Source organism: Methyloversatilis discipulorum, from assembly GCF_018780585.1.
Taxonomy (GTDB): Bacteria; Pseudomonadota; Gammaproteobacteria; order Burkholderiales; family Rhodocyclaceae; genus Methyloversatilis; species Methyloversatilis discipulorum_B.
The window spans coordinates 39,976-58,790 of the sequence record NZ_JADMJL010000008.1; the positions used below are offsets into that span (position 1 = coordinate 39,976).

The 18,815-nt window shown below is 67.3% G+C and carries 22 protein-coding genes; 2 read left to right on the plus strand and 20 right to left on the minus strand.

From position 1 onward, the window contains the following. Positions 1 to 30: 30 nt before the first annotated feature. Positions 31 to 645 carry a hypothetical protein gene (locus IV112_RS02510; protein WP_304000904.1) on the minus strand — a complete coding sequence of 205 codons (615 nt, stop codon included), beginning with the start codon at positions 643 to 645 and terminating at the stop codon, positions 31 to 33. 262 nt (positions 646 to 907) lie between these two features. On the opposite strand from IV112_RS02510, the gene IV112_RS02515 reads away from it, so the two are divergent. Beyond that, positions 908 to 1,651 (plus strand): hypothetical protein, encoded by a 744-nt coding sequence (locus IV112_RS02515; protein WP_304000905.1) that lies wholly within the window; start codon positions 908 to 910, stop codon positions 1,649 to 1,651. A 152-nt stretch (positions 1,652 to 1,803) separates the two neighbouring features. On the opposite strand, the gene IV112_RS02520 is transcribed toward IV112_RS02515, so the two are convergent. From IV112_RS02520 to IV112_RS02550, 7 genes are all read right to left on the minus strand, one after another. Continuing rightward, the gene (locus tag IV112_RS02520; RefSeq protein ID WP_304000906.1) at positions 1,804 to 3,078 is read right to left on the minus strand and encodes a tyrosine-type recombinase/integrase; all 1,275 of its coding nucleotides are present in this window, start codon (positions 3,076 to 3,078) and stop codon (positions 1,804 to 1,806) included. A gap of 248 nt (positions 3,079 to 3,326) precedes the next feature. Next, positions 3,327 to 3,806, minus strand: coding sequence for a hemerythrin domain-containing protein (locus IV112_RS02525; RefSeq protein ID WP_304000907.1), 480 nt, complete (start codon positions 3,804 to 3,806; stop codon positions 3,327 to 3,329). 142 nt (positions 3,807 to 3,948) lie between these two features. Continuing rightward, positions 3,949 to 6,087 carry a PAS domain S-box protein gene (locus tag IV112_RS02530; protein ID WP_304000908.1) on the minus strand — a complete coding sequence of 713 codons (2,139 nt, stop codon included), beginning with the start codon at positions 6,085 to 6,087 and terminating at the stop codon, positions 3,949 to 3,951. A 104-nt stretch (positions 6,088 to 6,191) separates the two neighbouring features. Beyond that, a complete protein-coding gene (locus IV112_RS02535; protein ID WP_304000909.1) occupies positions 6,192 to 7,100 on the minus strand; it encodes an NAD(P)-dependent methylenetetrahydromethanopterin dehydrogenase in 909 nt (302 codons plus the stop codon). Positions 7,101 to 7,223: 123 nt separating this feature from the next. Next, positions 7,224 to 7,655 carry a hypothetical protein gene (locus IV112_RS02540; protein WP_304000910.1) on the minus strand — a complete coding sequence of 144 codons (432 nt, stop codon included), beginning with the start codon at positions 7,653 to 7,655 and terminating at the stop codon, positions 7,224 to 7,226. A 4-nt stretch (positions 7,656 to 7,659) separates the two neighbouring features. Continuing rightward, positions 7,660 to 8,001 (minus strand): hypothetical protein, encoded by a 342-nt coding sequence (locus IV112_RS02545; RefSeq protein ID WP_304000911.1) that lies wholly within the window; start codon positions 7,999 to 8,001, stop codon positions 7,660 to 7,662. Continuing rightward, positions 7,998 to 8,789 carry a peptidyl-prolyl cis-trans isomerase gene (locus tag IV112_RS02550; protein ID WP_304000912.1) on the minus strand — a complete coding sequence of 264 codons (792 nt, stop codon included), beginning with the start codon at positions 8,787 to 8,789 and terminating at the stop codon, positions 7,998 to 8,000. Before IV112_RS02550 ends, IV112_RS02545 begins: the two co-directional genes overlap by 4 nt. A gap of 216 nt (positions 8,790 to 9,005) precedes the next feature. On the opposite strand from IV112_RS02550, the gene IV112_RS02555 reads away from it, so the two are divergent. Then, positions 9,006 to 9,239 carry a hypothetical protein gene (locus tag IV112_RS02555; protein ID WP_304000913.1) on the plus strand — a complete coding sequence of 78 codons (234 nt, stop codon included), beginning with the start codon at positions 9,006 to 9,008 and terminating at the stop codon, positions 9,237 to 9,239. Between the two features lie 36 nt (positions 9,240 to 9,275). Here the strand turns inward: IV112_RS02555 and IV112_RS02560 are convergent, their stop codons facing one another. The 12 genes from IV112_RS02560 to moxJ form a co-directional block, all read right to left on the minus strand. Further along, on the minus strand, positions 9,276 to 10,259 hold the full coding sequence (locus IV112_RS02560) for a S1 family peptidase (protein ID WP_304000914.1): 984 nt from the start codon (positions 10,257 to 10,259) through the stop codon (positions 9,276 to 9,278). Further along, a complete protein-coding gene (locus IV112_RS02565) occupies positions 10,256 to 11,056 on the minus strand; it encodes a quinoprotein dehydrogenase-associated SoxYZ-like carrier (RefSeq protein WP_304000915.1) in 801 nt (266 codons plus the stop codon). Before IV112_RS02565 ends, IV112_RS02560 begins: the two co-directional genes overlap by 4 nt. After that, on the minus strand, positions 11,056 to 11,586 hold the full coding sequence (locus IV112_RS02570; protein ID WP_304000916.1) for an SRPBCC family protein: 531 nt from the start codon (positions 11,584 to 11,586) through the stop codon (positions 11,056 to 11,058). The genes IV112_RS02565 and IV112_RS02570 overlap by 1 nt, the downstream gene beginning before the upstream one ends. A gap of 3 nt (positions 11,587 to 11,589) precedes the next feature. Then, positions 11,590 to 12,591, minus strand: coding sequence for a hypothetical protein (locus IV112_RS02575; protein WP_304000917.1), 1,002 nt, complete (start codon positions 12,589 to 12,591; stop codon positions 11,590 to 11,592). After that, entirely contained in the window at positions 12,588 to 13,196 is a 609-nt protein-coding gene (locus IV112_RS02580) for a hypothetical protein (protein WP_304000918.1), read from the minus strand. The genes IV112_RS02575 and IV112_RS02580 overlap by 4 nt, the downstream gene beginning before the upstream one ends. Beyond that, positions 13,184 to 14,164 carry a vWA domain-containing protein gene (locus IV112_RS02585; protein ID WP_296810186.1) on the minus strand — a complete coding sequence of 327 codons (981 nt, stop codon included), beginning with the start codon at positions 14,162 to 14,164 and terminating at the stop codon, positions 13,184 to 13,186. The genes IV112_RS02580 and IV112_RS02585 overlap by 13 nt, the downstream gene beginning before the upstream one ends. 7 nt (positions 14,165 to 14,171) lie before the next feature. Next, positions 14,172 to 15,083: a hypothetical protein gene (locus tag IV112_RS02590; RefSeq protein ID WP_304000919.1), complete on the minus strand. Its 912-nt coding sequence runs from the start codon at positions 15,081 to 15,083 to the stop codon at positions 14,172 to 14,174. 29 nt (positions 15,084 to 15,112) lie between these two features. Beyond that, a complete protein-coding gene (locus IV112_RS02595; protein WP_304000920.1) occupies positions 15,113 to 15,958 on the minus strand; it encodes a DUF58 domain-containing protein in 846 nt (281 codons plus the stop codon). Then, positions 15,955 to 16,977 (minus strand): AAA family ATPase, encoded by a 1,023-nt coding sequence (locus IV112_RS02600; RefSeq protein WP_020164045.1) that lies wholly within the window; start codon positions 16,975 to 16,977, stop codon positions 15,955 to 15,957. The genes IV112_RS02595 and IV112_RS02600 overlap by 4 nt, the downstream gene beginning before the upstream one ends. Before the next feature lie 138 nt (positions 16,978 to 17,115). Then, positions 17,116 to 17,397, minus strand: a complete 282-nt coding sequence (locus IV112_RS02605) for a methanol dehydrogenase (protein ID WP_304000921.1) — start codon at positions 17,395 to 17,397, stop codon at positions 17,116 to 17,118. Positions 17,398 to 17,474: 77 nt separating this feature from the next. Continuing rightward, positions 17,475 to 17,954, minus strand: a complete 480-nt coding sequence (moxG, locus tag IV112_RS02610) for a cytochrome c(L), periplasmic (protein ID WP_020164047.1) — start codon at positions 17,952 to 17,954, stop codon at positions 17,475 to 17,477. Then, complete coding sequence (gene moxJ, locus IV112_RS02615; protein ID WP_304000922.1) at positions 17,951 to 18,790, minus strand: methanol oxidation system protein MoxJ; 840 nt, start codon at positions 18,788 to 18,790, stop codon at positions 17,951 to 17,953. Before moxJ ends, moxG begins: the two co-directional genes overlap by 4 nt. Positions 18,791 to 18,815: the final 25 nt, after the last annotated feature.

Consider the following 18,815-nt stretch of genomic DNA (forward strand, 5'->3'; position numbering starts at 1 on the left):
ACACTCCGCGGGGTGTCTCCTGACGTGGCCTTAGGGTGTAGCCAAACCGGACGGTACTTGGACACCCGTTACCCGGCTTCGATGCTCGTGAGTGTTATAACGGCCGCGTTTCCCGTACATGCAACGGTAATGAACCTCCAATCCCATCCAGTCGAACAGGGCTTGAACTTCGCCACCCGATACAGGGGGGTCGAGGGAGAGAGTGAAATCCGCAAGCAAGACCGCGTCCCCCGCCTTGATCGCGTGTCCTCCTCCGTAGGTAGCAAGCCAGCGGTCCGTACAGTAAAGACGCCCGAGCGCCTCTTTAACCACTCGCCGGAAATGATTGTGGTCCCGAAGGCGAATTTTCTTCGCCCCGATGATTAGCGCTAGCGAATCCAATACCGCAGGACCCAGGCCATTGTTTTGCAGTAGCAGCCGGACGCGAACAGCACCAGGGTACTCGGGGTCCGCAGATTCCTCCGAGAAGACAGCAAGTGACGGGCTGACAGATAACCGGTTATGTGCCCGCTGAAGGTGGGCCTGATAAGCCGTGAATGAGAGGGCGCAGAGGCTGATTACAACTTCCGGGCCGGTGATCCAGGCGAAGGCTGCGTTCCAGAGGGGGAGGGCGATAGCCCCTGCGGCTTCGAGATAGGAGGCCATTGAGCGCACCTGTAATGACGACGGCGTGATTTTGCCCGAGAATGACATCCTCACCACAACCTCATCATTGCTGCGGAATCCATTGATGTCTGCGAAGGCAACCCAGCCGGGGAGCGGCCAAGGGGGTGGGGGAGGGTCACCCCCTCCGGGGGAAGTGACAGAGGGACGGGGAGGTGAATACCCTCACGTAATTTTCTGGGAAATCTTTGTGCGAGCAGGAAGCACGAGTGTCGGCCTGATCTGAGGCCAAGAGGAGCTAGGAATGGCTGAGACACCCAACGGTGAGGAGATAGGCTTCGCACTCTTAGATAACGGCGCAGATTCCATCGAGCGTGCGCTCGCTTTGCTCGCGTATGAAGACGACTCGCCTAACAAACACCAGCGCTACAAGTTGGCAATAATTCTTACTGCGCACGGAATTGAAATGTTGCTCAAGGAGCGTTTGCGTAAAATACATCCCGCTTTTGTGTGGGAGAATATCGACAAATACCCTTCTCTCTCTGCTCGAACTGTTGGGGCAGAACTTGCGCTTGAGCGACTGAAAACAATCGGGAAGGTTACGTTTTCCGAGTCGCATCTCAAGACCTTGCGGCGACTACGTGCGATGAGAAATGCTATCGAGCATTTTGGTTGGGCGGTGTCTGCAAAAGAGGCGGCCCAGATCGTGGGGGCGGGTCTTGGTTTTGCGATTCGCTTCGCCGACTCCCACCTAGGCTTTCCTTACATGTCATTCGACGAACCAAAGGGAGGGACTCTTTCAATATTGAGACAAGAGAATCCGGAGTTTGCCCGGGCATTCAAGGAGGATGAAGAGCATTGGAATGAAGCTTCGGCAGTTGCAGTTGAAAATCTTACGTGCCGTAGCTGCAAAGTTGAAGGAGCCGTAAGTATGCCGTCACAGGTGTGCATGCTTTGTGGCCATTTTAATAGCGATATATACAAGCGCACGGAAGATGATTGGTTGCGTCGAGAGGCGCCGATTCCGGAAGACGACCTACCGTTCTAAAGACTGCGTGGAAGTTGGCTGATTTTCGGAAGTAAGAGGCGAAGGCGCGCTGAGTTCTCAAGCTTGGCAAAGCTGCTTTGCTGTTTCATCTGGTCGGTTGCCCGTATCGGAATGACGAGGGCATTCCAGGGGAGGGGTAAATCAGTGCTTCCTTAAGTAATCATGGCTGGGAAGGGGTACGCCAGCTTCCCAACTGCCTTGGCCTTCACCTTCAGCGATGCGCCACCCGAATAGAGGCCGTAGGTAATGGTCTTCTTCTCATGTCCCACAATGTCCGCGGTAATGTTCTCGGGCACGGAAGCATTTTCTAGGAGGGTCGTAACGGTCTTGCGGATGGAGTGAAAGACCTTCGCCTCTCCATACCCTGCTGCGGTCTTGAGGCGCCCGAAGCGCTTTCCGATGGCGTTAGACCTATCGTCGTACTTGTTGAAGGTGAGCCCGGACAGGAGGTAGCCGTCCGTCGATGACTCTATAAGGCGCCCGACGAGACCATGGATAGCGGCGTGGATGGGGACTTGCCGGTTTCCCGCGCTGGTCTTCGCATCCTCTATGCGGAATGCGTTCAGGGATACATCCGCCACCTTCAGGGAACAAATCTCTTCAATGCGTGCCCCCGTGTAGGCCGCGAGAGCGATCAGGTCGGCAAGTGGCTGATCTGCCTTGTCCCGTGCCTGCTGCCAGAGGGCGCACACCTCGGCAGGCGCGAAGGGCTCCCGGTCGGGAGTTCCCTTCTTGGAGGTCTTCGAGGTATTCCCATAGGGGTCGTGCGGCACCTTGAAGGGTTCGAGGTCTTCGCTTATGTGCTCCTCGTGCTGCACATGTTTCCAGAATCTCCGGCACCCATAGAGGATGCGCTTCCGGCTACTGCCGGTAACCCCCGCGTCCGCCAGTTCCTTGACCCACGCCTTTACAGCCTTGGTGGTGATCTGTTGGAGCGTATCGAACTTCCGGACCATGAGATCGACGTCCTTGCGCATCCGGTCAATGTTCTTCTGTCCCAGCCCGGAGCCATCCAAGGCCTCCGACCACTCCGCGTAAAGGGGCTGCGTAGGGAGTTCTGTCCCAAGCGCGACGCGAGCGAATCGAACCGCTTCCGCTTCCGATGTACCGCCTTCCTCCAACTGCTCGGCGCGTCCAATCAGGACCGCCTCCAGCGTTTCGCGTTCTTCGCTGCCTTCGGGCATGCTCCCTAGTGCGTGGCGCCAGCGCATCGCCTCTTGGTGCAGCCCGTCAGGTTCCCCCGCTGTCTGCCTTAGCTGGGCCTTCCAACCCGCAATGATCGGCGCTGCGAGGTACTCCGCCTTTCTCTTGTCGGCCGTACCAAGGGACTGAATGAACTTCATCCGCCCCAGGCGGGGGCGAAGCTTCGCGGGGATGTGTAGGGTTGCATACCAGAGGTTGCGCCGCCGTTCGATGTGGTTTGCCATGGGTACGTGCCGGGAGTCGCCAAGGAGAATTCCACTCTAACGTATTTACCACACGTTTTCACCACACGACCATGTGCATAGTCTCCTTTTTCCAAGCCAGTTAAGGCGATCCACGTGGTGAGGCGGAGACTCCCACCCTCTCCGCCAGACACCACACAAAAAAGCGCCTCTCGGGGCGCTTTTTTGTTGCCCTCTCAGACCCTCACCTGCCGTCTGTCTCGCAGGCGCAGCCCTGGGGGGCGCGTCACTCAGTGCGCGACGGCCGAAAGCAGTTCTTCCTTGCGCTGCTTCATCTGCTCGCCCAGTTCCGAGAGGTCGAGGTCGGTATCCTTTACCTTGGGGAACATCTCGTTCTGCTCCTCCTTCACGTGATGCTTCACGTACTCGGAGAGCACTTTCACCTTCGCGTCGAACATTTCGCCGTCCGGTTCGACGTCCTTGATCTGCGCGATCAGGTCTTTCAATGACGCGTGCTCCACGGTCGCCTCGGGCACCAGCTCCTTGTCTTTGAGTGCAGCTTTTACAGCCGGATAGAAGATTTCCTCTTCGATCTGCGCGTGCACGTCGAGCTCCGTACAGATTTCATGCACGAGTTTCTTCTTCTGAGCGCTTGTGCGGGCGGCCTCGTACTGCTCGAACAGTTCGCTGACGTGCTTGTGGTCGGCGCGAAGAAGGGTCAGCGCCTCCTGCGATTTGCGCGGGGATGAGTTTGACGAATCGGCCTTCATGTCGGGAATCTCCGGTCAGTAGATGGGATGTGTGCGAGGAGCCTCGGCGGCGCCCGCCGGCATTCGCTAGCAAAGCGGGTGCCTTGCGCGCCGCGGATGGCTCACATCCTCTTGATCGGGCTGCGGGGCCGGTCGTGCGCGCCTAGGTCGCGTCGTTGCACGGCCTGGCGGCGTATTCGACCCGGTTGCGGCCGCCGCTCTTGGCGCGATAGAGCGCTTCGTCGGCCTTGCGCAGCAGAGCCGAGAAATCGAGGCAGTCGGGCATCAGTTCGCCGATGCCTATGCTCAACGTGTAGTGCGCCGGCTGACCGTCGAATTCGGGCGGGTTCTCGGCGACGCGCTCCATCAGGCGCTCGGCGAAGGCGCGCGCACCGTCCAGTGCGGTGTGCGGCAGCAGTACGGCGAATTCCTCGCCGCCGAGGCGACCTGCGCTGTCCGAGTCGCGCAGCAGGCTGGACAGAATGATGGCGAAGCCGCACAGCACGGCGTCGCCGCCGGCGTGCCCGAAATGGTCGTTGATGCGCTTGAAGTGGTCGAGGTCCGCCATCAGCACGGTGAGCGGTGTTTCGTAGCGCTGGGCGCGCACGAATTCCTCCTCGGCGACTTCGAAGAAATGGCGGCGGTTGGCGAGGCCGGTCAGTGCGTCGGTATTGGCCAGGATGCGCACCGCCTCTTCGGCCAGCTTGATGCGCGTGATGTTCTCGTGGCTGAGCAGCACGCGTTCGCGCGCCGGGTCCATCGGCGTCACCTTCAGGCTGAACCACTGCCGCTCGTGCGGCGCGTGGCAGGCGTACTCCATCTGGAACAGCGCCGACCGGCCGAGCATGACCGACAGGATGCCTTCGCAGGCGGCCTCTGCGTGGGGCGCCTCGTCGCGGTCGCAGCGGGCGAGGGCGTCGAGGTAGTTCACGCCGACGAAGGTCATGTTGCCGGTGTAGCCGCCGCGCTCGGCAAAGGCGCGCCAGCTGGAATTCGTCTCGACGATGACGCCGCGCTTGTCGAGCACGGCGACGTGGGCGGTGATGGCGTTCAGCGCTGCCGTCTTGAGCTGGCGGTCGGCATCGCGCTCGGCTTCGAGCCGGCTGCGGTCGGTGATGTCGACGAACATGACGACGATCTGGCGCAGACGGTGCTGGGTGTCGAACTCGGGATAGGCGTGGACCAGCGCCCAGAGCGTATCCGCGTCGTCGTGACGGACGCCGACCACGACGTCGTTCATTTCCTTGCCCGAGGCGAGCACACGGCGCACCAGATCGCGTTCCGGTGCCAGCGCCTCGCCGCTCGGGTCGATGAACTGGCAGCCCAGCTGGGCGATCGTGCGACCGGCGAGCAGCGCCGAATCCATGCGCAGGATGCGGCAGGCTTCAGGATTGCCGTACAGGATGCGGGCGTCGGGTGCGCACACGAGCACGGCGGCGTGCAGGTTGTGCATCAGCAGGCGGTGACGCAGTTCGCTGTCGGCCAGCGCGGTCTGCGCCAGGTGGCGGTCGTGGACGTCCTCGATCACCGCGATGAAGTGCGAGGGGGCGCCCATCTCATCGAGCAGCAGAGAAATCGTCAGACGCGCCCAGGTGGCGGTACCGCTCTTGTGCAGCAGGCGCTTCTCGATCGAGTACGTGGTCTGTTCGCCGTTGCGCACGCAGCGCAGCGGGTGAATGTCCAGCGAAACGTCTTCCGGATGGGTGATGGTCTCCATCGTCAGCGCGCGCAGTTCGCTGGCGCGAAAGCCGAGGATGTCGCACAGCTTCGGGTTGACGCGCAGGAAGCGGCCTTCGAGGTCCATCAGCGCGATGCCGACGGCGGCCTGGTCGAAAGTGCCGCGGAAGCGCTGCTCGCTTTCGCGCAATGCGTGTTCGGCGAGCTTGCGGCCCGACATGTCGCGCACGATGCCGAGCACGCAGCGCTGGCCATCGAACACGACGCGGCTGGCGTTCAGTTCGATCGGCAGTTCGCGCCGGCCGCCCTTCATGCGGAAGCGCAGTTCGTAGCGCCCGGGCGGTTCCTCGCCTTCGCCGATCCGTTGCCGGAAGCGCTGCACCCACAGTTCGAGGAAATCCGGCGCCACCACTGCGTCAAACCCCAGTCCGACGAAGTCGTCGTGCTCGTAACCGAGCATGCGTGGCAGCGCGGCGTTGGCGAAGATGAAACGGTAGTCGCGGGCGATGAACACGCCGTCCGACATACGGTCGAGCAGGGTGCGGAATACCGCACCGTCGGCACCGGTACCCTGACCGATGACGGTTTCCGTGCCCGTAATGTTCAGCCCCGGATTGCTGTCCACGCCGTCCGCACCTCCATCCGCAGCATGCGGCGCCTCCGGGCGCCGACCCGCCGGCCGCCTATGGTGCGCTTGTCACGCGCGCCATGACAAGCGGTCGGTTTCGCTCAGGCAGGCTTGCTCTGCGCCAGTTCCTGCAGCGCATACGCATACGCTTCGGGGAAGTCGATCAGGGCCGGCGACGCGCCGGTCTGTATCGAGCGATACAGACCGAACTGCGTCTTGTACTTCAGGCTGCCGATGGCCAGCGGGCCGATGCTGAGGAAGCGGGCCGGACCGACTTCGACCGGAATCGCACGGTCGTTCACACCGATGCCTTCGATGCCGGACGGCGGCACGGCGTTGGTGTCGGCACAGGCGATCAGCTTGCCGCCGGCCTCCAGCACTTCGGCGTCGAGAATGCGGATGCCGGCCTTGGCGGCGCTGACGGCAATCTCGCTGTCAGCGACCACATTGACCTTGTCGCGGTGGGTTTCGGCGGACACCCATTCGACTTTTGCGTTGTAGCGCTCGCAGAAGCGCAGCGCCGCCTTGGAATCGTCGTCCGCGGTGAGCTGGCAGAGGCGCGCCTTCGCGCCCTGGCGGGCGGCGAGGATGGCGGTGCACAGGCCGACCGGGCCGGTGCCGAAAACGGATACCGTGCGCCCGGCCAGACCGGAGCCGGTGCTCGCATTGACCGCCTTCTCGACCAGCGCGACCACGGCGGCCGAGGTGGTGTAGGCGCCGTTCGGGTCGGCGAACACGCCGACCTGGAAGTCGCCGACCATGGCGCTCTTGGCGGACTGGAACATGTCGGTCGCCATATGTACGTCACGGCCACCGATGAAGATGCCGGTGTCGTTGAAGCGATTGGGCGGGCGACAGAAGATGGCGTCCTGTACCAGCGCGGTCACGTTCTCCGGGCGGATGCCGGTGAGCGGTATCACCTGATCGAAGCCCGCATCGGCGGCGATGGTCACGTCGAAGGGGCTGATATTGCTGCCCGGCACCAGGAAATAGAGTATGCGTTGGGTCATCTAGTTGTCTCCTCGCTCCACCATGGCGTGTGGCTGCCGCCGTACCGCGCGGGATGCTGCGGCGCACGGCGTACAGACCAGTCATATCGACGGCGGGGGACGACAACTTGAGTCGGCGGGCCTTCAGTCCCCGGACGCGCGGCAGGCGGCCTGCGGCGCGTCGCTGACGCCGAAGTCACCGATCGCCCAGGCGAGCCGCGTGCCGTGGGTGCGGTTGAAGGCGTCCATCCAGGTCTCGACGGCGTCGCTCAGCGACCGGGCGCCCGGGCTGTCCGGGCGCAGGAAGTCGGCGTGCGGCACCGCGCGGGTCAGCCGCATCACCTGTTCGGCAATGCCCTGCATGAAGGCGTCGACCGGCAGTCCGGCCGGGGCGGCTTCGCCCCGGGCCACCTCGACGCCGGGTCGGGCGAGCAGGCTCAGCGTGTGGCCGTCCTGTGTGCAGGCGCGGATCAGCCGGTCGGTGCCGGCGCGCACGTAGGCGCGCTCGGGCGGCTCGTCCGCCTGTGCGCCGGTCGTCGCCGCGACCAGCAGAATGAGTGCAAGTGACTGTTTCATCGATTCATTGTGTTTCGCCGGTCGGCAGGAAGCGGGCGTCGACCACTGTCCAGCGCTGTGCGCCGGAACGGGTTTCGGAACAGCCGAGCTGCCTGACGCTGCCGTCCGGAGGCAGGTCGTGGCGGCTGCGGTCGGCGGTCAGTACGTCGAGGTACCAGCGCTCGACCCACACCCGCAGCGTGCGGCTGCGGTCGCGATTGCGCAGGCCGGTCATCGTGCCGCCCAGCTGCACGCACTGAGCTTCGGGCTCGGCCACCCATTCGAGCGCGGCGCGTGCCGCGTGATCGACGTCGCTGGCCGCGGCCGTGGCCGAACACAGCGCCAGCAGTGACCAGACGGTCCTCACTTCACCACCGCACGCGCCTGCAGTTCCTTCACATAGCTGCGCCATTTCTGTTCGATCAGCGACTCGACGATGCGCGGCTTCACGTCCTCGAAGCGCGGCGGCTGCGCCGGGCGCACGTCCTCCAGCCGGATCAGGTGCCAGCCGGCGCCGCTGCGCACCGGGGCGTCGCCCACCTTGCCGCGCGTCATCTGCGGCAGCGCGGCGGCGAATTCGGGTGAGAACTGCCCCTCCGGCGTCCATTCGAGCAGACCGCCGGCCGGCGCGCTGTCGCTGTCCTTCGAGTGGGCCTTCGCCAGATCCTCGAAGCGCGCGCCCTTGCCCAGCTGGGCCTGCAGCGATTTCGCCTGTGCTTCGTCGGCGACCAGGATGTGGCGCACCCGGTATTCGCGCTCGCCGGCGCGACTCGACAGCGTGTCGTAGACCTTGCGCACTTCGGCGTCGGCCGGCTGCGTGTTCAGGAAGAAGTCCTCGCGCAGCGCGTTCAGCAGCGCCTGCTGGCGCATGAATTCGATGCGCGTCTTCAGCGCTTCGCTGCGGCCGAGCTTGCGCTCCGCCTCCTGCGCCAGCACCTCGCGTCCGATCAGTTCCTCGCGCGCCTGGCGCGACAGGTCGGGTGAGGCCGGGCGGCCCTGGCGAATCTGTTCCTTGATGATGAAGTCGAGCTGGGCGCGCGGTACTGGCCGGCCATTGACCGTGGCAACGGTGTCGGTGGCGGCGGCGGCCGGCAGGGCGACGAGTGTGGCAAGGGCGGTGGCGAGGGCGGTAGCGAGCAGACGGCTGCGATGCATGGCTTCGATGTGCGGACGTGTGACGGAAAAGGAAAGCACTATCCGCGACTCCGGACGCCGTTGCAGGCGGTGTCTGCCCCGGATTCCGGTGAGGATGTCCCGATGGCCCCCGGCCGTCTTTCGCTGCGGGGGCTTGTTGCGGCGCACGAAAGGATTACGCTGTCGGTTCTCGTAAACACCCGCTGCTCACGAGGCGGCGGTACAGGGAGAACCCTTATGTCCAAGCACCAGAAAACCTTCGAACTCACGATCCGCCACATCGACCTGATCGAGGACGCCCTGCGCGACAAGATCGGCTGTCTGGCCCAGGTCGCGGTCGCCAGCGGCGACGTGGCCGCGAGCGCCAGCAACGACGCGCTGATTCACGAACTGAACGAGCTGCTCGGCAGCCTGCACAACCAGAAAATCTTCTACAGCCAGGTCAACCGGACCGGCGTCCCGGCGGGCTGAGCCTGCCCAGGCGAGTCAACGCGCCGCCCGGCGGCCTCACTCGCCGCGCGGCAGCGGACGCAGCCGTGCCAGCGCCGTCGTGCTGGCGGCGACGGCTTCGTCCAGTCCTTCGCTGCGCGCCCAGGCGGCGATGCGCGTCAGTTCGATCTCGCTGTCGCGCGCACCGTCGAGGGCCTGCTGCAGGCACTGCGTCATACGCGCCGGCCGCGCCAGCGCGTGCGCAGCGCGGGCGCACATCAGAGCGGCGGCCGGCGCGTGCGGCTCGGCCTCCATCCACTCGTCGGCCATCTGCGCCACCGTCGGCCAGTCCTTGCGCGACAGCGGCTCGAGCAGGCGCATGAACCAGGGCTGATGTGCCGGCAACTGCGCCCACAGCGCCGAGCCGGGCAGCGGCTTCGGTGCCTTTTCGGTGCGTTCGCGCAGGCGATCGGTCCAGTCGGCCGGCATCGCGAAATACTCGGTGCGGCCGGCGCTGGTCAGGAAGGTGGTGATGCCGATCAGCCGGCCTTCCTCGTCGAACAGGCCGCCGCCGCTGGCGCCCTGCAGGAAGCCGGCCGAGGTCTGGATGACGTGACTGCCGCCCGCCGCGTGCAGATCGACGACGAGGCCGCGCGCGAAGTGTGCTTCCATGCCGCCCGAGTAGCCGTGGGCGAGCACGCGTTCGCCCAGCGTCAGGCTGGGGGTCGGGCGCAGCTCGACCGCCGGGTAGGGCAGCGGCTCGGCGGTGCGCAGCAGGCAGAGGTCGCGCGACACGTCGGCACGCTGGCCGACCACCGCGTGCCGCGCCAGCCCGCGCGACAGCACGATGATGCGGGCATGGCGCGTGACGTGGCAGTTGGTCAGCGCGCTGTCCGGTCCGATCACGACGGCCGAGCCGACTGACAGATTGTCGTCGTCGCCCAGCGCCGACACCTTCAGCACGGCGCGCGACATCTTCATCATGGCTTCGACCGACGGTGCGGCGCGGGTCGCGGCGGAGGCGCCGATACAGGTCGCGGCGATCAGCAGCCGGCGCTTCACGGCGTGGCGGCGTCCGGTGGGAAACGTGCTTCGAAGTGGCGTTCTCGACTGTCGCCGACCTGCACGTCGAGGCGGCGCGCATCGGCGGCGATGCCGAAACGCAGATAGGGATTGCGGCTGATCGAAATGTCGAGTTCGGCGTCGAGCAGCGGGCGACCGTCCTGCAGAAGGCGCAGTGCGCGCACGTAGTCGGCGGCGACGTAGCCGCGCGTGTCCAGATCGACTTCGAGGCCGGAGTGGTTCGGGTGGCGGATGCGCAGTTCCACCTCGCTGCGCCCGCCGGCGACGTCGAAGCGGCGCATCGACATGCGGCCGATCGCCGCCTCGCCGTCGTCTGCCGGACCCATCGGTGCAGAACAGCCGCCGGCGGCGCGCACGAAGTGCCCGGCCATATAGAGCCGGCCGTCGTCGGTTTCGCCGATCGCGCGCACCATGGTGTAGCGCTCGACGCGCAGTCGCGTCTCGATGCTGCCGACTACCGCGTCGTGCAGCGTGAAGCGCGCGGCGAGCGGCGACGGGTTCTCGTCGACCAGCAGCCACAGCGTGCGCAGTGCGCCGCCCGCCGGGCCCACGTGCAGTGCGACCGGCACCATCGAAGCGTCTTCGGCGCGGTCCGGCGCTTCGAGCGCCAGCACGGCGCTGTCGGTGTGCAAGCGGCGCTCGCCGAACAGCGCGCTGCGCACTTTCGGCCAGGCCGCATCGGCCGACGCCGGCGGCAGCGCGCCGACGAACAGCGACACCGCCAGCAGCCAGCGCGCCGGCGAGGTCGCCGCCCGCAGTGTGGGCAGCGCGTTCATCAGGGTTTGGCGGATGCTTCGATCTGCGTGCGCACCGCGTCGAGTCCGGGGCGCATCAGCGCGCGCAGCGCCTTCACCGCGCTCTCGTCGTCCATGCCGGCGGCCGGATCGTTGCCGGTGTCGGCGCGGTAGCCGCGCGCCTGCCACACCAGCTTGCTGCCGCTGCCTTCGGCCTTGACGGTGAGCCGGCCGGAGTAGGAACTGACCGGCAGCACGGCCGGGTCGGCGTTGCCGGAGCGGTAGTTCATGCTCATCGCGGCCGCGTCGTAGTCGTCGAGCTGTTCGGTCACGGTGCCGGTCGGCAGCGTCAGCGTGCGGGTCGAACCGGCTTCGTTGCCGCGGTCGGCCGACGAGGCCTTGATCGACGGATTCCACTTCGCCATGCCGGCGAAGTCGCCGACCACCGCCCATACGGCGGCCGGCGGCGCGGCGATGACGACCGACTCGTCTATCTTCTGCGGTGTCGGTCCGTGCGCCACGGCGAGCGGTGCGAACAGTGCGAAGGCGAGGACGGACAGCGGGGCTTTCATGGGTCAGGCACTCCTGAAGGTGAACAATCGTTGGGCGCGGCGGCGGACCGCCGACGGCGCCGGTGCGAGGCTGGCGAGCAATGCCGCGAGGCCGGCCAGCGCGAACAGCGGGCGCAGCGCGAACCGGGTGTCGGCGACGCGGCCGCCCGGCAGTGCACGCAACTGCGCGGCGATCTGCTCCGGCGAGCGTGCGACCGCGACGCCGAGACCGGTGCGCTGGGCGAGGTCTTCGAGCACGTCGTCGCGGCGCAGCGACAGGTGGTCGTTGTCCGAGCCGGGCGCGCGCTGCGGTGCATTGCGGATGTCGCCGCCCAGCTTCTCCATGTCGAGCACCGACAGCGTGGGCGCGCCGGCGCTGGCGAAGCCGGCGGTGTCCTCGGCGGTCCAGTAGCCGTCGATGCGGCCCTTGTCGCCCAGCTTGGGCACCGGCTCCGGCTGTTCGCCACCGACCCCGAACAGCAGACCCGGTACTTCGCCCGCTTCGCCGTCCCAGGCCGGGATGCGGCCCGGGTGCAGCGCCGGCGCCTGATGGCCGTCGGTGAAGAAGGCGAGGGCCGCACCCGGCGTCATCCGGCGGATGTCGTCCAGTGCGGAGTAGGTGCCGTAGTACAGATGGCTGTCGGCGGCCCAGGCCATGCGCCAGTCGATGTGGCCGATGGCGTCGCTCAGCGCTGCTCGATTGAGGCAGACGTCGACCGGCATCAGCAGTGGCTGCGTGCGCCGTTCGACGAAGATGGACACGCCCACCTGCGTGCCGCAGGGCAGACGGTCGAGTGCCGCGATGGCCAGCTGTTTCGCGTGGTCGAGCCGGCCGATGCGGGCGTCGGCCGGGCCGACGTCGCGGGTGTTCATGCTCTGCGTGATGTCGAACACCATCATGTAGGTGCCGACGCGCCGTTCGATCTGCACCGCCGGGTCGAACAGCGCCACGCCAAGACAGGCACTGGCCGCGGCGAGCAGCCAGAAGCGCGCACCGCGCCCGCGCAGGGTGTCGGTGAACTTCAATGCATGCCCCGCGGCGCGCCGACCATTTCTGTCCACGCCGCCTTGTCGGGCAGCGCGTCGTCATCGACCTTGGTTTCCTTGCCGTCCTTGCGCCAGTTGCGCACTTCGTAGTCGGGCACCAGCACCTGCGCCAGTTCGAAGTTGTAGCGCGTGCCCCAGTCCTCAGGCTGTTCGCGCAGTGCGCGGCGGTAGCCGGTCTTGGCCAGTTCGACCAGGGTGATGGCGCGCGCCGCCGCACCTTCGCCGGTGGCGACCTCGATCGCCCGCCGCAGGTAGATGTTGGCGGCATTGACCCGGGCGGCCCGTGCCAGCACCGGGTCGCCACGCAGTTCGGCCTGCGTCTCGGCTTCGCTGTAGGCGGCCAGCGCCGCGTCGTTGTCGCGCTTGCGGTCGAGTGATACCGCACGGGCGAACAGCACCATCGGTGGTGCGCCGGCGTCGGCCACGCCGTCGCGCATCTGCCGGTTGGCGTCGTGCGCCCGCCAGCCCTGCCACAGCGCATGCAGGCTGGCGGCCGCGGCGAGTGCGGCCAGCAGGTAGAGCAGTGTGGCCGAGCGGCGGCGCAGCAGGTGAAGGAGGGCGGACGGCGACATCAGCGTGACCATGCGGGAACCTCGAAAGTGCGGGCGGCCAGCAGCAGCAGGCTGCAGGCGAAGGCGATGCCGATGAACAGCCCGCCGAGGTCCTGCCGCGGCGGTGTTTCGCGGTAGCGCAGCGGCTGGTTCTGCAGGCGGGCGACGTCGGCGATGGCGCGGGCGAGCGCGTCCGGCGTGTCGGCTTCGTACAGCCGGTAGGGCACGCCGAGGTCGCGGAAGTACTCGTTCAGGAAGTACTCCGGTGCCGGGTCGAAGCCGGCTTCCGGGTCCGGCGGGTCGGACGGGCCGCGGCCGCCGGCGGTGCGCAGGAAGATCCAGTACAGCGCGCTGCGGTTCTCGGCGAACAGGCGGCGGATCTGGTTCTGCTTGCGCACATCGATCTGCGCGGCGCCGTCGGACACCAGCAGCACCACACGCGAGCCGGTCACCGGCTTGTCGCGGAACTGTTCCAGCGACATCGTCAGGCCGGCGGCGATATTGGTCAGCCCGACGCCGGGTGCGGCCGACGCGCGTATCGCGGCGCGCACCGCGTCGTGGTCGGCGGTCAGTTCGAGACCATGCACCGGCGCCGTGCTGAAGGACACCACGCCGAACAGATCGCGCGGGCGCTCGCGCACGAAGTCTTCGAGCAGGCGGGCGGCGGCGCGGCCCTTGGCTTCGTCGCCCTGCTGCGCGTCACGGCCGGCGAAGCCGTCGCTCATGCTGGCGCTGCGGTCCAGCGTGATGACGACGTGGGCGCCGGTGCCGATCCGTTCGACGTCCTCGCCCTGGCGGTGCGGACCGGCCAGCGCGACGACGCTGCCGAGCACCGCCAGCGCACCGAGCAGGCGCAGCGCGACGGCCAGCGCGCGCGATGCCGGATCGGCCGGCACGCCGGGCAGCCAGCCGTGCGGCAGCGTGCGCTGGCCGTGCCACAGCAGCGGCAGCAGCGCGAGCAGTGCAGCCCACAGCCAGTGCGGATGATCGAAGGACATCATGTCGCGCTCACGCCGCTTCGACGACGGCGGACGGGGTGACCGGACGCCGCCGCGCGCCGAGCCGTTCGCGGTCGCGCAGTGCCGCCAGCAGCGGCAGCAGCGCGTCGGGCTGCGTGTAGCGCGGGTCGGGCGGCAGCCCGTAGAAGCAGGCACGCGAGGCGGCGAAGGCCGCTTCCAGCGCCGCAGCCTGATCGGCAAAGGCCGGGTGGGCGGCGATGAAGTCCGGCAGCGTGGAAGCGAAGAGGGTCTGCCCGGCAGTTTCATTGCACGCATGGTGCAGCGCGCGGAACGCCTGTTCGAGCGCTTCCGCGTCGTCGCGGCCGCGCAGCGCGCGCACGCTGCGCCAGGCGCGGGCGAACGGACGCGCGCGCTGCGCGCCCAGCCGGCCGGCCACCCACAGCGCAGCCAGCAGCAGTGCCGCCGCGACACCGGCCCAGCCCAGCGCACGCGCGAGCGGCGCGCTGCTGTCGAAGGCGGTGGCGCGGTAGCCCGGATGCACGCTGCTGACGATGTCCTTCTTCGACGCCCAGTGCAGCAGCGGCGCCGTGCTCAGGTCGAAGGCCGGCACCTTGATTTCCGCCACCGCGTTGTCCTTGCGGAAGCGCAGCACGGCAGCCGACAGGCGCAGCGTCTGCGGCGCGCGCACGCTTTTCATCAGCTGCCACTCCAGCGTGTAGAGACGGCAGTCTGCGCAGCGCCCGGACGCGTCGCCGACGGTGAGGCTGCGCAGTTCGAACTGGCGATCGCCCTGGCCGGGTTCCGGCAGGCCGTCGCGGTCCGGCGCCCAGCCGGGCGGCACGCTCAGCGTCAGTGCGACCGGCAGCGTGTCGCCGATGCGGTAGCCGAAGTTGCGCGGCCACTCGATCTGCTTCAGCGTGACGGTCGCCATCGCCGGCACGGTGAACAGGCACAGCAGCAAGGAAAGAAGTGCAGGGACGGAGGACCGTTTCATGTCTGCAGGAAGTAGCGGTTGAACTGCACCGGATCGATGCGATCGTCGATGAACAGTGGCGGGCGTCCGTGGCGCAGCGCGATGTGGCGCAGCCGTTCGCGGCGGGCCGTCCGTGCCTCGTCGAAGGCGCGGGCGAGCGCCGGGCGCTGCAGCAGCAGACGCTCGGCGCCGCTCTCCAGGTCGCGCAGGCGGGCGATGCCCCAGCGCGAAGAGGCGTGCTGCTCCCGGCTGTCGCCGAGTAGCACGGTGACCACGTCGTGCCGGGCGAGACTGCCGAGCACGCGGTTCAGGCGCTCGTCCGGCATATGGCCGTCGGTGAGCAGGAATACCAGCGAACGCCGGCGCGGCAGCAGCGGGGCGGCTTTGAGCAGTGCGCTGTTGTCGTCGCCATCCGGCTCGTGGGCGCGCAGCCGGGCGAGCGCGGCGCGCGCCCCGGCGGCGCTGCGGCAGGGCGGCAGTGTCAGTTCCGCACGGATGCGGTGGTCGCAGGCGATCAGTGCGAACGGATCGCCGATGCGCCAGGCGGCGTGCGCGATCGCCTCCGCGAGTTCGGCGGCCAGCGCATGCCGGTGTGTGGCGCCGTGGTAGTCCATCGAGCGCGATACGTCGACCAGCACCACGACCGGCACCACGGCCTGCTGCCGGAACAGCCGCACCCATACGCGCTCCGACGGATCGCGCAGCGTCGCCCGCAGGTCGAGCCGGCGCGCGTCGCGGTTGCCGGTCAGCGGCACGCTGCGTTCGAAGTCGTGCCCCGGGCCGGACAGCGTGCCGCGGTGCGCGCCCGGCGTGACCGCGCGACTGCGCCAGCGCAGCGCGTAGGCGAGCGCGGACGCTGTCATGGCGAGGCGACCTGGCGCAGCACCTCGGCGACGAAGGGACGGGCGTAGAGCGGGCGCTGCGTCTCGTACACCGGGTTCAGGCACAGGCGGTGCGCGATCGCCTCGAAGAACACCGCGTGCAGGTCTTCCGGTACCAGGCGGTCGCGGCCTTCGAGCCAGGCCTGCACGCGCGCCGCGCGCGCCAGCATGGCGACGCCACGCGGGCTGGCGCCGGACAGGATGAACTGGTCGATGTCGACGTCGGACAGCTGCACGCCGTAAAGCGCGGGCTGGCGCGTTGCCAGCCAGAGGTCGACGCCGTAGTCGTCGAGCGCCGGGCTGGACTGCACGGTGTCCTGGATGGACTGTGCGACGTCGTTCAGTCGCGTGTGGTCCAGCATGCCGGGTTCGACGCTGGAGATCAGCGCGTCGGCATCGTGGAAGCGGGTGTCGAACATCAGGCCGCGCAGCTGGTCGCGCGCGTCCGGCGCTTCGACCGACACTTCGAGCAGGAAGCGGTCGCGGGCGGCGGAGGGCAGTTCGAAAGTTTCTTCGCGCTCGACCCGGTTGCGGTCGGCGAACACCTGCATCCATGGCAGCGTGTACTCGCGGTTGAACGCACTGACCGTGCGCTCGGCCATCAGGCGCAGCAGCAGCGCATGCACCTGCGGGCGGGCGCGGTTGATCTCGTTGAAGAAGAACACCGCCAGCTCGCTGCCTTGTGCGATCAGCGGGCCGGGCTCGACACGCGGGCGGCCGTCGTCGCCGACATAGGTGTGATAGACGAGGTCGCCGGGCATCAGGTCCACGGTGCCTTCGATGCGCTGGTAGGCACCGCCGATGCCGCGCGCCACCGCCTTCAGCAGCGTGGTCTTGCCGACGCCGACATCGCCTTCGAGCAGCACGTGGCCGCGGGCGAACACGGCGATGGTCATCAGTCGCACGGTGCGCGGCATGCCGACCAGCACCGCGTTGAGCTGGCGCTCGAAGTCGAGCGCACGGACCCGCCATGCCGACAGGTCAACAGGTTCGGAGTGCATCCGGGATTCCAGATCGGGTTGGCCGCGAGGGCGCGGCTGGGAAGGCGTGACGGACGGCGCGCAGTGCCGCGTTCCGCGAGGCCTTCGGGAACCCGGCCGGACGAGCGGGGCGCTCGCCCGGCCGGGAAGACACGACGATCAGTTCACGTCGTACTTGAAAGTGCCGGTGGCGTTAAGCTGCTCGACGCGCTTGGCGTTGCGCGCTTCCATCTGCTTGATGGAGTCGCCCTGCTTGGACAGTTCCTTGGCGTCGTGCTTCGGGTCGTACTTGGAGCCGGCGACCTTGGCCGGATAGCCCGGCTTCGGCTCCCAGCAGTCGCCGGCCGCCTTGCACTTGGTGCCGTCGTAGGCATGGGCGCCGCCGGCCAGCAGCAGGAGTGCGGAAGTGGCTGCAAGACGGGCTGCGGTGCGGATCTTCATTGTCATTCCTCCGTGGTTGTGATGTGGGTGCTGCACGTGACGACCCGGACGGGGCCGGGCCGAAAACTTCGCCTTCCTCAGTTCGCCTGCTTCCACAGCGCCTTGGCCGGATCGCCCTTGTAGACCGAGCGGATCCAGCTCATGATCACCAGGATTTCGTCCTGCGACAGGTGCCCGCTCTGCGGTCCCATCATTCCCTGCAGACCGCCGTAGATGCTGGAGAACAGCCCCGGATCGGTGGCATTCGCCGGGTAGGTCCAGTAGTCGTCGGCCAGGCCGGGGCCGAGCTTGCCCTCGGCGTGGTGACCGTGACAGCCCGAGCAGGCGGTCGAGTACAGCGACTCGCCTTCGGCGATCTTGGCGGCGTCGGTGTTGTAGGGGTTGATGCCCGTCTGTTTGAAGGACTTCACCGCCGGGCTTTCCTCCTTGCCGGAGAAATCGAGCGGCGAACCTTCGATGATGTTGTAGAAGCGCGGCGGGCTGCCGGCGGCGATCGCCGTGGCGATGGCGCCACCCATCAGGGTTGCCGCGACCAGTTTGCTGACTTGAAACTTCATCCCTTGCTGTCCTTGTTTCCTTCGGCCACCGGGTGCGGCGGCAGAATCTGTATGCCTTCGGCGCGCAATACGCCCTCGATGTCGTCGCGACTGCGCGCGAGCGCGGCTTCGATGCGGGCGAGCAGTGCGTGGTCGTCCTTGCGCACGGCGATGGCGGTATCGAAGTGGAAATGCACCGGCTCGCCGTTCGACTTGCTGGCCTGGGCCGGTACCTGCGTGACCTTCAGCGGCGTCGCTGCGCTCTTGATGTAGCGGGCGACCGACGGTGCCCAGGCCACGGCGACGTCGATCTCGCCGGCGGCCAGGTCGCGGATCAGCTTCTCGCTGTCATAGCGCACGTAGCGGTTGCGCGGCGCCTTGTTGCCGCCGAGCGACATCATGTAGCGGAAGCTGTCGGCATAACGGCCGAGCTGAACCAGCATCACTTCGGCCGGTGTGCCGGGTATGACGCCGATGTGCGCGGTCTGCAGCGCGGGGCTGTCCCAGCCGGTCACCTCCTGGCCGAAATCGGCGCGGGTGACGAACACATAGCTCGAACGGTAGTAGGCGCGGGTCGTGGCGACGCGGGGATCGCCCGCATCGACGCCGAGCATGACTTCGCACTTGCCCTTGTCGAGCAGGTCGCGCACCACGTAGCGCGGGTCGCTGAAGCCGACGCGCTCCAGTTTCATGTCCATGGCCGCCGCCAGCTTTTCGGCGATGCGGTCCTCGAATCCTTCGCCCCGCTCGTTGGCGTAGGGCATCTCGTTATCGGCCGCGCACACCTTGAGCGTGCCGGCGGCGTGCGCGACGCTGCCGAATGCGCACAGCAGCGCTGCAATGAGGGTCTGTTTCATCGTGGATCTCCTGCCTGAAACGGGC